We start from the raw sequence: 13,394 nt of genomic DNA, 5'->3' as shown, positions 1-13,394 counted from the left end.
TGCCGCGCCGGATCAGTGCTCGAACTGGCGGCGGCGCGGCGCCAGCGGCACCGGCACCTCGTCCAGATCGGGCACGGCATCGAAATCCAGGCGGCCGGACTGCGGCAGCGGCAGGCGGATTTCCGACTGCGGCGGCGCGGCGCGGCCTGCCTTGCCGGCAAGAACGGCGCGGGACTGCGCCGGCAGTTGCGGCAGGGCCGGCATGTGGCTGTAGCGTTCGGCTTCGCGGCGGATCGTCGCCGCCAGGGTCTGCGCCATCGAACGCAGCATCTTCAGGTCGCGGTCCGACCAGTCGCGGCCATCGGCCGGACGCTCGCAGCGCAGCACCGCGGCCGGCTGGCTGACGCCATCGACCAGCAGCAGGTCGAGCCGCTCCGGCTCGGGCAGCGCCGCATCGGCGTCGCGGTCGTCATCCTGCAGGCCGGCATCGTGCAGAACCGGTGCATCGTCGGTGACCATGTTGTCGAGGCCGCGGCCGGCAGCAGCCAGATAGGCGCCGGTGGCTTCCGGCGGGATCACCGCACCCTGGCGGATACGGCCGTCCCGGGCATCGACCTGGCGCTGGCAGACCATCGATCCGTTATCGGTGAAGAACCAGACGCTGACCCGGCTGGCCCGGGTGACGTCGATGGCGTCGAGGCAGATCGCCTCGCAGAGCGCTGCAACGCCCGCTTCGCCGATGCTGTACAATGCCGCTTCCTGGGTCCTGAGCATGATCCGCTCCCGTCGAAGAAATCCGATGGGTGCAGTCTCGCCCGGAGGCGGTGGACATGAAAGTTATCACCCGGTAACGGGCACATTACTTTCCGGTAATGACGGGGCAGAACGCATGATGACGTATGCATTCTGCCTGAATTTTCAGTCCTCGAAGGGGTCCTTCATCAGGATGGTGTCCTCGCGCTCGGGCGAGGTGGACAGCAGCGCCACCGGCGCGCCGATCAGTTCCTCCACCCGGCGGACATACTTGACCGCGGTGGCCGGCAGGTCGACCCAGCTGCGCGCGCCCTTGGTGCTGTCCTTCCAGCCCTCCAGCGTCTCGTAGACCGGCCGGATCGCCGCCTGGTCGGCCATGCCGGCCGGAAAATAATCCAGCCGCCTGCCGTTCAGTTCGTAGCCGGTGCAGATCTTCAGCTCGTCGAAGCCGTCCAGCACGTCGAGCTTGGTCAGCGCGATGCCGTGGATGCCGTTCAGCTTGACCGACTGCCGCACCAGGGCGGCATCGAACCAGCCGCAGCGGCGGGCGCGGCCGGTGACGGTGCCGAATTCGCGGCCGCGCTCGCCCAGCTGCTGGCCGGTCGCATCGGTCAGCTCGGTGGGGAACGGCCCCTCGCCGACGCGGGTGGTGTAGGCCTTGACGATGCCGAGCACATAGCCGAGCGAACCGGGCCCGAGGCCGGAGCCGGCCGAGGCGCTGCCCGCCATGGTGTTCGACGAGGTCACGTAAGGATAGGTGCCGTGATCGACATCGAGCAGCGAACCCTGCGCGCCCTCGAACAGGATGCGGCGGCCGGACCGCCGCGCCTCGTCGAGCTCGACCCAGACTGGCGCCGCATATTCGAGAATCTTCGGCGCGATCGCCTCGATCTCCGCCAGCAGGGCGGCACGGTCGACGACGGGGGCGCCGAAGCCGCGGCGCAGGGCGTTGTGATGGGCCAGCAGGCCATCGAGCTTGCGGTCCAGCATGGCGCGGTCGGCCAGGTCGCAAATGCGGATGGCACGGCGGCCGATCTTGTCCTCGTAGGCCGGGCCGATGCCGCGCCGGGTGGTGCCGATCTTCACGCCCTCGGCCGAGTCCTCGCGCAGGCCGTCCAGCTCGCGATGCAGCGGCAGGATCAGCGCCGCATTGTCGGCCACCTTCAGGTTGGTCGGGTTGATCACCACGCCCTGGCCGCGCAGCTTGTCGATCTCGGCCATCAGCGCCCAGGGATCGACCACCACGCCGTTGCCGATCACCGACATCTTGCCCGGCCGCACGATGCCGGACGGCAGCAGCGACAGCTTGTAGACATTGTTGCCGATCACCAGCGTGTGGCCCGCGTTGTGCCCGCCCTGGAAGCGGACCACCACGTCGGAGCGCAGGCTCAGCCAGTCGACGATCTTGCCCTTGCCCTCGTCGCCCCACTGGGCGCCAACCACCACTACGTTGCTCATCTCACGCGTCCTTCAGCATGCAAATTACATTCGTCGCTCCCGCCTGCGCGGGGATGACGGGAAAATCTATACCGGCCCGACCTTGTCGCCGTCCCACCAGTGGCTGCAGCCGGCGGCCTTCGCGGCTTTCTTCACGTCACCGCCCTCGGGGGCCAGCGCCGCCCAGGTGGCATGGCCCTGGCGGCGCAGCGCGGCACCGGCGGCGCGCGGTGTGCCATGCGGCAGATAGACCATCTGCGGCACCGGCTGCGGCGGCAGGGCGCGCATCACGCTGTCGAGATACAGCGTGAAGCCGGTGGCGGCCTCGCCCGCCGGCGTCGTGTAGCGGCCACCGCGGCCAAGCTCGCCGCGCACGTTGCGGGCAAACAGGGTGAAGGCGATGCCGGTATGGTATTCGAAGCCGCGGAATTCGCCGGGATCGAGGGTGACCAGCAGGTCGGGTGCGGCGGCCGAGACCTCGCGCACCAGCGCATCGAGATCGGCGACGATCTGCGCGGCGGCAGCGGGCAGCGTCAGGGCCTTCAGGCCGTCCAGCGCGGCCCTGGCCGGACCGGCCAGTTCCAGCAGCTTCAGCAGGGTCGGCGCGGCGCTGCCGGCCGCGGCTTTCAGTTCGGCGGCATCCTTGCGGTCGAGCGCGCGGCGGGCGGCTTTCGCGGCCTTCGGCTCGAGGCCATAGGCATCGGTGATCGCCGGGGCCAGCTGCGGCTGGGTGATATCCAGCGACAGGCCGGTGACGCCAAGCGCGGCAACCGCCTCGGCGGCCAGCACCGCTACCTCGACATCGGCTTCCAGCGCCGCGGCACCGATCAGCTCGAAGCCGGCCTGGGCGAACTGCCGCTCCGGGCGCAGCTGGCTGCCGCGCACCCGCAGCACCTGGCCGGCATAGGCCAGCCGCAGCGGCCGCACGGCATCGCGCAGGCGGGTGGCGGCGATGCGGGCCACCTGCAGGGTGACGTCGTTGCGCAGGCCCATCATGCGCTGCGACACCGGGTCCATGACGCGGAACATCTGGCCGGCGAGATCGGCGCCCGACCCCGAGAGCAGGGTTTCCTCGAATTCGATCAGCGGCGGCTTGACCCGCGCATAGCCGTGCCGGGCGAAGCCGGCCAGCAGCCTTTCGCTGGCCTGCGCCTCCCATTCGGCGCGCGGCGGCAGCACGTCGCGCAAGCCCGCCGGCAGCAGGCCGGCGGCGGGCGCAAGGCCGGATTCGCCGTCCGCAGTGTCGCTGCGGGATTTGCCGCGCGGTGCCATGCCTGCATCCTTCCCGCGGTTACTTGTTCTTGAATTCGGGTTTGCGCTTGGCGGCGAAGGCGGCCATGCCTTCCTTCTGGTCTTCGGTGGCGAAGGTCGAGTGGAACACCCGGCGCTCGAACCTGATGCCCTCGGCCAGCGTGGTCTCGTAGGCGCGGTTCACCGATTCCTTGGCGATCATCACGATGGGCTGCGACAGCTCGCAGATGCGGTTGGCGACCTTGATCGCCTCGTCGAGCAGCTGGTCCTTCGGCACCACGCGGCTGACCAGGCCGGCCCGCTCGGCCTCCTCGGCATCCATCATGCGGCCGGTGAGGCACATTTCCATCGCCTTGGACTTGCCGACGAAGCGGGTCAGCCGCTGGGTGCCGCCGGCGCCCGGGATGGTGCCGAGATTGATTTCCGGCTGGCCGAATTTCGCGTTGTCGGCGGCGAGGATGAAATCGCACATCATCGCCAGCTCGCAGCCGCCGCCCAGAGCATAGCCGGCCACCGCCGCGATCACCGGCTTGCGGCATTTGGCGACACGCTCCCAGTCGCGGGTGATGAAGTCTTCCTTGAAGACGTCCATATAGGTCTTCGGCTGCATTTCCTTGATGTCGGCGCCGGCGGCGAAGGCCTTTTCCGAACCGGTGATGACGATGCAGCCGATGGCGGCGTCATCCTCGAAGATGTCGAGCGCCGCGCCCATCTCCTGCACCAGCGGGCTGCTCAGCGCATTCAGCGCCTGCGGCCGGTTCAGGGTGATCAGGCCGACCGGGCCGCGGGTTTCCACCAGGATGTTTTCATACGCCATGACACTCTTTCCTCTGTTTGCCGCCGGGCATTGTCTGCCTCTGGGCGGATGTCACTGGTTGGGCAGAATCTCGAAGCGCACCGTCAGCGGTCCGCTGCCGGCGGCAAAGCCGATGCGCAGCTGCTCGCTCTCGCGGCGCCAGCGGTTCTCGCCGGCCGCCTGCCAGCCCAGCTGCGGCAGGGTGGCGGCATAGAACTGGCCGACCGCGGCAGCGGTGACGGGGCCGCGGGCCTCGGCGGTGACGATGCGGCCGGTGGGCTTGTCGAACACCGTGGCGGCATCGGCATTCTCGGTCAGGCCGGGCATCAGCGGCACGTCGTCGGCCACGGACAGGAAGCCGCCGGCCGCTTGCGCACTGCCGATAAGAATTGTTTCATTCCAATGGCTTGTGCGAAATCCCGCCAGCTTCTGGCCCGGCCCGGCGGCAAGGCCGAAGGCGAGGCAGACAGCTAGCGCCGGAACCGGGAGAAACCTCCAGCCGGGGCGCAACATGGCCGGGAATGTGGCAGGTCGGGGCCGATTTTGGAAGCCCCGGAAAGCCTTGGAATTACCTACCTTTGGCAGGTGCCGCAGTAGAAGGTCGAGCGGCCGGACTGGACGATCCGGCGCACCGGCCGGCGGCAGGTCACGCAGGCCTGTCCCTCGCGGTCATAGACACGGAAGCGAGTCTGGAAATAGCCGAGCTCGCCATCCGACTGCACATAATCGCGCAGGGACGAGCCGCCGGCCTTCACGGCCTCGCGCAGGACCGCCTTGATCGCCGGCACCAGCTTCGCCAGCTTCTCGGGCTTCACCCGGCCGGCCGGCCGGCGTGGATCGATGCCGGCGCGGAACAGGGCCTCGCAGACATAGATGTTGCCCAGGCCCGCCACCAGGGTCTGGTCCAGCAGGGCCGCCTTCATCGGGGTTTTCCTGTCCTTCAGCGCCGCCGCCAGCACCGCAGGCGAGAAGGCGTCGTCCAGCGGTTCCGGCCCCAGCCCGGCCAGCAGTTTGTGGGTCGGGAGGTCGGCAGGCTCGATCAGGTCCATCATGCCGAACCGGCGCGGGTCGTTATACACCGCCGCCCAGCCCTCGTCGGTGCCGAACAGCACATGGTCATGGGGGCCGATCTCGTTGGGCCAGCCCTGGCGCAGCACCATGCGGCCCGACATGCCCAGATGCACCAGCCAGACGAGGCCGCCCTCGAGGCGGATCAGGATGTATTTGGCCCGGCGGTCCAGTGCCTCGACGCGACGGCCGCGGATGCGGGCGGCGAAATCCGGCGGCAGCGGAAACCGCAGGTCGGGCCGGCGCGCCTCGATGCGCTCGATGCGGCGGCCTTCCAGTTTCAGCGCCAGCCCGCGGCGCGTGGTTTCCACTTCGGGCAGTTCGGGCATGGCTCTGTCTATACCGCGGCGGCCGCATTTCGGCTATGGTCGGCCCCGTCATGACCGACCCCGGCCAAGATACTGGAAACCAGACCCATTTCGGCTTCCGCAATGTCCCCGAAGGCGACAAGGCGCGGCTGGTGCGGGGTGTGTTCGAATCGGTCGCCGGCAGCTACGACCTGATGAACGACCTGATGTCGGGCGGCATCCACCGGCTGTGGAAGTCGGCGATGATCGACTGGCTGGCCCCCCGCGGGGCGATCCGGGTGCTGGATGTCGCCGGTGGTACCGGCGACATCGCCTTCCGCATCCTCGACCGCGCGCCGCAGGCCGAGGTGCTGGTGGCCGACATCAATGCCGCCATGCTGGACCAGGGCCGCGACCGTTTTCTTGATCGCGGGGCGATAGATCAGGCGCGGCTGGCCCGGCTGAACTGGGCCTGCATGGATGCGGAAAAGCTCGCCCTGCCCGACCGCTCGGTCGATGCCTACACCATCGCCTTTGGCATCCGCAACGTCACCCATATCGACGCGGCCCTGCGCGAGGCCCATCGCGTACTGAAACCCGGCGGGCGGTTTCTCTGCCTGGAATTCTCGACGGTACACAACCCGGCGCTGGCCCAGGCCTACGACCTCTACAGCTTCAGCATCCTGCCGAAGATCGGCGGCCTGGTGGCGAAAGACGAGGACTCCTACCGCTACCTGGTGGAAAGCATCCGCCGCTTTCCCGACCAGCAGACCTTCGCCGGCATGATCCGCGCGGCCGGTTTCGGCAACGTGCAATACCGGGATCTCAGCTTCGGCATCGCGGCGCTGCATTCCGGCTGGCGCATCTGACGGACCCGCATGCTGCCGTGCTGACCGACCTGCGCCATCTGCTCCGCCTGTTCGCCATCGGCCGCTGCTTCGCGCGCCACGATGCGCTCGGCATCCTGCGGCAGGAACTGCCGCTGCCGCCGGGCGCCGGGCCGGCGCTGGGCCTGTTCCAGACACTGTTCGGCCGCCGGCAGCGCGACCGGCGCGCAGGCGAGCGGCTGGCCGCCGCCTTCGGCGAGCTCGGCCCCAGCTTCGTCAAGCTCGGCCAGGTTCTCTCGGTGCGGCCCGACCTGGTGGGCGAGGAACTTGCCGCCGATCTCGGCCGGCTGCGCGACCGCCTGCCGCCATTCCCCGCCGCCACCGCGCGCGCCATCGTCGCCGCCGAACTGGGCCAGCCGGTCGCGGCGGCCTTCGCCACCTTCGCGGATACGCCGGTCGCCGCGGCCAGCGTGGCCCAGGTGCATTTCGCGGAAACCACGGCGGGCGATCCGGTCGCCGTGAAGGTGCTGCGGCCCGGGGTCGAGGCCGCCTTCGCCCGCGACCTTGAACTCTTCGCCTGGCTGGCCGATGCCGCCGAGCGCCATGTCGCCGGCCTTGACCGGCTGCGGCCGCGCGAGGTGGTGGCATCCCTGCGCGACTGGGTCGCCATCGAGCTGGACCTGCGCCTCGAAGCCGCTGCCGCCGCCGAGCTGCGCGACAATTTCCGCGACGATCCGGATGTGGTCGTGCCGGCCATCGACTGGCAGCACACCGGCCGCCGGATGATGACCGTGCAGCGCATCGCCGGGATTCCCATCGAGGACCGCGCCGCCATCGTCGCCGCCGGCATCGATCCGACGGCTGTGGCCGAACGGGTGATCCGCGTCTTCCTCAAACAGGCCCTGCGCGACGGCTATTTCCATGCCGACATGCATCACGGCAACCTGTTCGTGGCGGAGGACGGCCGGCTGGAGCTGGTGGATTTCGGCATCATGGGCCGGCTGGACCTCAAGACCCGGCGGTTCATGGCCGAGATGCTGGGCGCCTTCCTGACCGGCAACTGGCGCCGCGCGGCGGAGGTGCATTTCGAGGCCGGCTACGTGCCCGCCGACCGCGATGTCGATGCCTTCGCCCAGGCCTGCCGCTCGATCGGCGAGCCGATCCTCGGCCGCCCGGTGGACGAGATTTCCATCGGCCGCCTGCTGGCCCAGCTGTTCCAGATCACCGAGACCTTCGGCATGCAGACGCAGACCCATCTGCTGCTGCTGCAGAAAACCATGGTGACGGTGGAGGGCGTGGCCCGCGGCCTCGATCCCGACATCAATTTCTGGGAAGTGGCGCGGCCGGTGATCGAGGACTGGGCGCGCGACAATCTCGGACCCGAGGCCATGCTGCGCGAAGCAGCCGGCAACCTGCTGGATTTCGCCCGCCGGCTGCCGCGCATCGCCGGCCAGATCGAGAATCTGGCCCTGCAGGACAGGCCGCCGGCCGCGATGCCGCAGCGGCACCGCCGGCATGGCCGCTGGCTGCAGACCCTGCTGCTGGCGGTGATTGCCGCCCTGCTGGCCGCGCTGCTGCTGCGGCTGGGCTGACGCACAGGAAAAAGGGGCCGGTCGACCGGCCCCTTTCCATGTTGCCGCCACAGGCGGCAATGATCAGAAGTCGAGGCGCATGCCGACGACGCCGAAGGTCGACTTCGAATCGTTGTCGGCCTGGGCGGTGCCGCCGACCAGCGTGCCGGCAGCGATCGCATCCTCATACTCGTAGCGGCCGATACCGGCGAAGGTCAGCACGCCCTTCGCCACCTGATAGGTGACACCGGCCGAATACCAGGTGTATTCGTCCTCGCCACCGACGGCATTGCCGGCAATGTTGCCCTGGTCGGCCTTGGTGTTGGCATAGTCGACACCGACGCCGATCGAGCCCGGGTTGCTGCCATTGGTCAGGTAGCGGACACCGGCCGTGTAGACCTGCCGCTTGTCGTCGCCGCTGATGGTGACACCCATTTCCTCGCGCTTGTAGGCGCCACCCAGCTGCACCGACGACCCGTCGCCGATATTGTAGGTCAGCGTGGTGCCGCCGGCCCAGCCGTCGAGGCCGTTGCCCTTGAACACCGTGGCCGAACCGGTGCTGAGCGAGCCGGCGCTGTTGGCTTCGACCGAGAAGCGGTAATAGGCGCCGAACACGGCAACATCGACCGGGCCGAAGGATTCGAGGTAGTTGGCCGCGCCGGTATAGACCTTGGAGATCTGGCCGGCATCCACCGTCGAGCCGAAGCCGCCGCCGCAGCCGGAGAAGTCCTGGCAGCCATCCGGCGTGTAGGAGAAGCCGAGCTGCAGGCCCTTGCCGACCTTCGAGCCGAAATAGCGGTCGGCCGAGGTGTAGAGGTTGATGCCGTTATTGTCGTCGATACCCGAAAACTTGGTCAGGTTGCCGCTGGTGCGGGCGCCGCCGGGGGCATTGGTGATCGAGATCGAACCGGTCGGATCGACGGTGCCGTAGCCGGGGATGGCGGTCGGCGCGGCATAGACCATCTTCGACGAGGCACGGTCGGTCGACCCAAGTTCGAGGCGGCCGATATCGCGGCGTTCGGCGAAAATATAGGTTTCGTCGATCTGGTCGCTTTCAGTCTGGCCTTCCAGCTCGACCCGGCCGCCGACCACGGTGCCGTTATCCAGCACGCCGCGGATCGAGAACCAGATCTCGGAATCGGAGGCCAGCGCCTGCGAGCCGCGGTCGCGCTGGGTCGCACTGTCGTCGCGATCCTGCAGCTTGTAGACCTGGGACAGGTAGCCGCCGACGGTCACGCCGATGGGCACTTCCTTGGTCTGGGCATTGGCGGTGCCCGCGATGGCGAGGCCGGTGGCTGCAACCAGCGCGGTCTGCAAAAACAGAGAATATTTCATCCTGGGGGGGTCCTTCTTGGAGTGTGTCTTGTCGGCGCCGAAGAATGACCGCGGGTCTCACGCCCGCGTCGGAAGTATGGTCCCGTCTTCCCCTAAGTCAACGCAGGTCCGGGCCGGCCCTGCCCGTTTGCCGGGCCGGGCAGGTGTTAAGGATGCAGCTGTTGTGCGAAAGCCACAGGATTTCCTGACTGCCATCACAAGACAGGCAGAAATCACCAGACCATAAAAAAAGGGGCAGGTTGCCCTGCCCCTTTCCTGTCTGCCCGGATGGACCGGATCAGAAACGCAGGCCGATGCCGACCACACCGAAGGTCTGCTTCGGGTCGCTCGGGCTGTTGTCGGCGTAGTCGACATCCGACACGCCGACGCCGGCGAAGGTCTGCACGGCGCTGGCCAGCTGGTAGGTGACGCCGAAGGCGTAGAACTTCAGCTCGTCCTCGTTGCCGGTCGTCAGCGCGGTCACCAGCTTGTCCTTGCGGGCGCCATACTCGATGCCGATACCGATCGAGCCCGGCTTGCTGCCGTTGGTCAGATAGCGCAGGCCGAGGTCATAGGCCTTGCGGTCCTTCATCACGCCGCTGCCGCCGGAAACGGTACGGCCCAGATCCTCGTTGGTGTAACCGCCGCCGAACTGGATGGCGCCGCCATCGCCCAGGTTATAGGCGAACTGCGCACCGGCCTGCCAGCCAGCCTGGCGCGCATCGGTCACACCGGTACCCAGCGCACCCTCGATATGGACGCTGTTGTAGCCGATGAACAGGGCGACATCGACCGGGCCGAACGACTCGATGTAGTTCGCCGCCGCCTGGTACTGCTGCGACAGCTGGCCGGAATCGGCCGTCGACGAGAAGCCGCCGCCGCAATTGGCGAAGTCCTGGCAGCCATTCGGCACGTAGGACACGCCGACCTGCAGGCCCTTGCCGGCCTTCGAGCCGAAATAGCGGTTCGAGGCGGTGTAGAGGTTGATACCCTCGTTGTCGTCGGCGCTGGTGAACCGCATGCCCGGCTGGACATTGGTCGCCGCGTATTCCGACTGCGAGATGGTGTCATGACCCGGCAGCGCGGTCGGCGCCATGTACAGCATCTTGGTCGACACGCGGTCGGTGGCGCCAAGCTCCAGACGGCCGATATCCGAGCGCTCGACGAAGAGATAGGTCTCGTCCAGCTGGTCGCTGTAGGTGGTGCCTTCCAGCTCGATGCGGCCGCCGACGACGGTGCCGTTGTCCAGCACGCCGCGGATGTTGAAATGGATTTCGGCATCCTGGCCAAGCGCCTGGCTCGACTGGTCGGTCTGGGCCGCCTTGTCGCGGTCCTGGACCTTGTAGAAGGAGGTGTAGTAACCGCCGACGGTCACGCCGACCGGCGTTTCCTTGGTCTGGGCGTTCGCAGCACCGGCGACCATCAGGCCGGCAGCCGCCACAAGGGCAGTCTGCAGAAGCAGCGTCTTTTTCATTTCCAATAACGTCCTTTGATAGTTGGGTTCCAGTCAGCGCCGACGGATGATCCCCGCCTTATTTGGCGGCCGGATCATGGTCCAGTCGATTCAGGGCGCTCTATCGAAGGTTTGTGAAATTTCGCAGTGCAGCGCGACTTCCGCCGCTCCTGTGGCTCATGCGCAACAGGTTTCAACCAAACTGCAGCATATCCGTAACATCCCTGCCGCAGCACCCGGCCGCTGCGGATGCACGGGGAGGAGGAAGCGGCGCGGAAAAGAAAAGGGGCGGGATATACCCGCCCCTTCCCGGTTCCGGATCCGGTCTGGATCAGAAGTCGAGACGCAGACCGACAACGCCGAAGGTCTGCTTCGGATCGTTGGTGGTGGTCGACAGCTCGGCATCGCTGACGCCGGCGCCGGCGAAGCTGAGCACACCCTTGGCAACCTGGTAGGTCACGCCCAGTGCGTAATAGTCGAGCGTGTCCTTGGTGCTGTTGAAGTTCTTGTCCTCGCCATTGTAGTAGGTGGCGCCGATACCGACCGAACCCGGCTTGCTGCCGTTGGTCAGATAGCGGATGCCGATGGTGTAGGACTCGCGCTCCTTGGTGACGGTGCTCGACGAGATGCCGGCCGCGCGACCGACATCCTCGTTGTTGTAGCCGCCACCGACGGTGACCGACGAACCGTCGCCGATGTTGTAGGCGACCTGCGCGCCGACCTGCCAGGCATCCTGGCGCGGATCGGTGGCACCAGCGCCCAGCGTGCCTTCGATATGCACGCTGTTGTAACCGGCATACAGGGCAACATCGACCGGGCCGAACGACTCGATGTAGTTCGCCGCCGCCGAATACTGCTGCGAGAGCTGGCCGGCATCAGCGGTCGACGAGAAGCCGCCGCCGCAGGCCACCGAGCCGGAGAAGTCCTGACAGCCATTCGGCACGTAGGACAGGCCGAGCTGCAGGCCCTTGCCGGCCTTCGAACCGAAATAGCGGTTCGACGCGGTGTAGATGTTGATGCCTTCGTTGTCGTTGCCGTGGTTCACGGTCCACATCTGCGGCTGGATGTTCGAGGCCGCATATTCGGACTGCGAGGTCGTGCCGTGGCCGGGGAACGGATCCGGCGAGAAGTAGTTCATCTTGGCATTGACGCGGTCGGTGGCGCCAAGCTCGATGCGGCCAATATCGGCACGCTCGACGAACAGGTAGGTCTCGTCGATCTGGTCGCTGTAGGTGGTGCCTTCCAGCTCGACGCGGCCGCCGACGATGGTGCCGTTGTCCAGCACGCCACGGATGTTGAACCAGATTTCGGCGTCCTGGCCGAGAGCCTGGCTCGACTGGTCCACCTGGGCCGTCTTGTCACGGTCCTGGACCTTGTAGAAGCTCTGGTAATAGCCGCCGACGGTCACGCCGACCGGCACTTCCTTGGTCTGGGCGTTCGCGGCACCGGCCACGAACAGACCAGCCGCCGCCACGAGAGCGGTCTGGAGCAGCAGGGTCTTTTTCATTTCGGAATCATCCTTCCACTATGTTGGAATTTTAGTCAGCGTCGAAGGACGAGCCCTCTGCGTCTTCTTGTGCGCGGGCATCATGCGGCAGCGGATTCCCCGCAGCAATTCGTGGCGAAGCCGGAATGACAGGGCGATGACAGTTCGTGCCGCGCTGTTGCCGCCAGGGCACGTTTGCGCGTGACGGTCGTCACATTTGCCGGCCGGCGCCGGCTGCAGGCGCTGCTGCGGTACACTTCCCGGCCGGAAGCGCCCGGGCAGAGAAAGGCGCGCGCAAAGACACAGACAAAAAGAAAAGGGGCAGGTTTCCCTGCCCCTTTCCTTCCAACCGATCGGAGGATCGGATCAGAACGTCAGGCCGAGACCGACAACGCCGAAGGTCTGCTTCGCGTCCGTGGTGGTCGTGCCAGCAGCGCGGTCGAGGTCCGACACGCCGACGCCGGCGAAGGTCAGCACGCCGGTGGCCAGCTGGTAGGTCACGCCGAGGGTGTAGTAGTCCAGCGTGTCCTTGCTGCCGGTCGCAACCGCGGTGACGAGCTTGTCTTCGCGATTGTAGTACTCGGCACCGATGCCGATCGAGCCCGGCTTGCTGCCGTTGGTCAGGTACTTCAGACCGACCGAGTAGGCCTTGCGGTCCTTCAGAACGCTGCCACCGGTCGCAGCGCGGCCGATATCTTCGTTGCTGTAGCCGCCGCCGAACTGGACGACCGAGCCGTCGCCGACGTTGTAGGCGAACTGCGCACCGAGCTGCCAGCCATCCTGGCGCGGATCGGTCACACCGGTGCTCAGAGCCCCTTCCATATGGGCGCTGGTGTAACCGGCATACAGGGCAACGTCGACCGAGCCGAACGACTCGATGTAGTTCGCCGCGCCGGCGAACTGCTGCGACAGGCCGCCGTCAGCGGTCGACGAGAAGCCGCCGCCGCAACCCGGCGAGGTACCCTGAGCCGAGAAGTCCTGGCAGCCGTTCGGAACGTACGACACGCCGAGCTGCAGACCCTTGCCGGCCTTCGAACCGAAATAGCGGTTCGAAGCGGTGTACAGGTTGATGCCCTCGTTGTCGTGGCCCGAGTTGGCGAACCACATCAGCGGCTGGGTCGCAGCAGCCGAATATTCGGAGTTGACAGTGGTGCTGTGGCCCGGGATCGCGTTCGGCGCGAAGTACAGCATCTTGCCGGTCACGCGGTCGG

At 67.2% G+C, this 13,394-nt stretch carries 12 protein-coding genes; 2 read left to right on the top strand and 10 right to left on the bottom strand.

All coding sequences use genetic code 11. From position 1 onward, the window contains the following. Positions 1 to 12: 12 nt before the first annotated feature. The 6 genes from ACEQZY_RS00375 to mutM all read right to left on the bottom strand — a co-directional run bounded on the left by ACEQZY_RS00375 (position 13) and on the right by mutM (position 5,574). Positions 13 to 714 carry a hypothetical protein gene (locus ACEQZY_RS00375; protein WP_341705294.1) on the bottom strand — a complete coding sequence of 234 codons (702 nt, stop codon included), beginning with the start codon at positions 712 to 714 and terminating at the stop codon, positions 13 to 15. A gap of 144 nt (positions 715 to 858) precedes the next feature. Further along, entirely contained in the window at positions 859 to 2,151 is a 1,293-nt protein-coding gene (locus ACEQZY_RS00370) for an adenylosuccinate synthase (RefSeq protein WP_370151524.1), read from the bottom strand. A 66-nt stretch (positions 2,152 to 2,217) separates the two neighbouring features. Then, positions 2,218 to 3,402, bottom strand: coding sequence for an ATP phosphoribosyltransferase regulatory subunit (locus tag ACEQZY_RS00365; protein WP_370151522.1), 1,185 nt, complete (start codon positions 3,400 to 3,402; stop codon positions 2,218 to 2,220). A 19-nt stretch (positions 3,403 to 3,421) separates the two neighbouring features. Then, positions 3,422 to 4,198 carry an enoyl-CoA hydratase gene (locus ACEQZY_RS00360; protein ID WP_341705574.1) on the bottom strand — a complete coding sequence of 259 codons (777 nt, stop codon included), beginning with the start codon at positions 4,196 to 4,198 and terminating at the stop codon, positions 3,422 to 3,424. A 51-nt stretch (positions 4,199 to 4,249) separates the two neighbouring features. Next, on the bottom strand, positions 4,250 to 4,525 hold the full coding sequence (locus ACEQZY_RS00355) for a hypothetical protein (RefSeq protein WP_341705573.1): 276 nt from the start codon (positions 4,523 to 4,525) through the stop codon (positions 4,250 to 4,252). A gap of 224 nt (positions 4,526 to 4,749) precedes the next feature. Continuing rightward, positions 4,750 to 5,574 (bottom strand): bifunctional DNA-formamidopyrimidine glycosylase/DNA-(apurinic or apyrimidinic site) lyase, encoded by an 825-nt coding sequence (mutM, locus tag ACEQZY_RS00350; protein WP_370151520.1) that lies wholly within the window; start codon positions 5,572 to 5,574, stop codon positions 4,750 to 4,752. A 50-nt stretch (positions 5,575 to 5,624) separates the two neighbouring features. Here mutM and ubiE point away from each other — a divergent pair, with 50 nt between their 5' ends. After that, positions 5,625 to 6,401 (top strand): bifunctional demethylmenaquinone methyltransferase/2-methoxy-6-polyprenyl-1,4-benzoquinol methylase UbiE, encoded by a 777-nt coding sequence (gene ubiE / locus ACEQZY_RS00345; RefSeq protein WP_341705571.1) that lies wholly within the window; start codon positions 5,625 to 5,627, stop codon positions 6,399 to 6,401. Positions 6,402 to 6,418: 17 nt separating this feature from the next. Further along, entirely contained in the window at positions 6,419 to 7,951 is a 1,533-nt protein-coding gene (gene ubiB, locus ACEQZY_RS00340; RefSeq protein WP_370151517.1) for a 2-polyprenylphenol 6-hydroxylase, read from the top strand. 63 nt (positions 7,952 to 8,014) lie between these two features. Here ubiB and ACEQZY_RS00335 read toward each other — a convergent pair whose 3' ends face one another. The 4 genes from ACEQZY_RS00335 to ACEQZY_RS00320 all read right to left on the bottom strand — a co-directional run. After that, positions 8,015 to 9,265 carry a porin gene (locus tag ACEQZY_RS00335; RefSeq protein WP_341703694.1) on the bottom strand — a complete coding sequence of 417 codons (1,251 nt, stop codon included), beginning with the start codon at positions 9,263 to 9,265 and terminating at the stop codon, positions 8,015 to 8,017. A 277-nt stretch (positions 9,266 to 9,542) separates the two neighbouring features. Next, entirely contained in the window at positions 9,543 to 10,718 is a 1,176-nt protein-coding gene (locus ACEQZY_RS00330; protein ID WP_341703695.1) for a porin, read from the bottom strand. Positions 10,719 to 11,028: 310 nt separating this feature from the next. After that, positions 11,029 to 12,204 carry a porin gene (locus tag ACEQZY_RS00325; protein ID WP_341703696.1) on the bottom strand — a complete coding sequence of 392 codons (1,176 nt, stop codon included), beginning with the start codon at positions 12,202 to 12,204 and terminating at the stop codon, positions 11,029 to 11,031. Between the two features lie 345 nt (positions 12,205 to 12,549). Then, a partial coding sequence (locus ACEQZY_RS00320; protein WP_370151512.1) for a hypothetical protein occupies positions 12,550 to 13,394 on the bottom strand: 845 nt, incomplete at its 5' end.

This window comes from Ferrovibrio sp. (assembly GCF_964218355.1).
Classification (GTDB): Bacteria; Pseudomonadota; Alphaproteobacteria; order Ferrovibrionales; family Ferrovibrionaceae; genus Ferrovibrio.
Note: the sequence above shows the minus strand (reverse complement) of the source record. Positions and strands in the feature narration are given on the sequence as shown.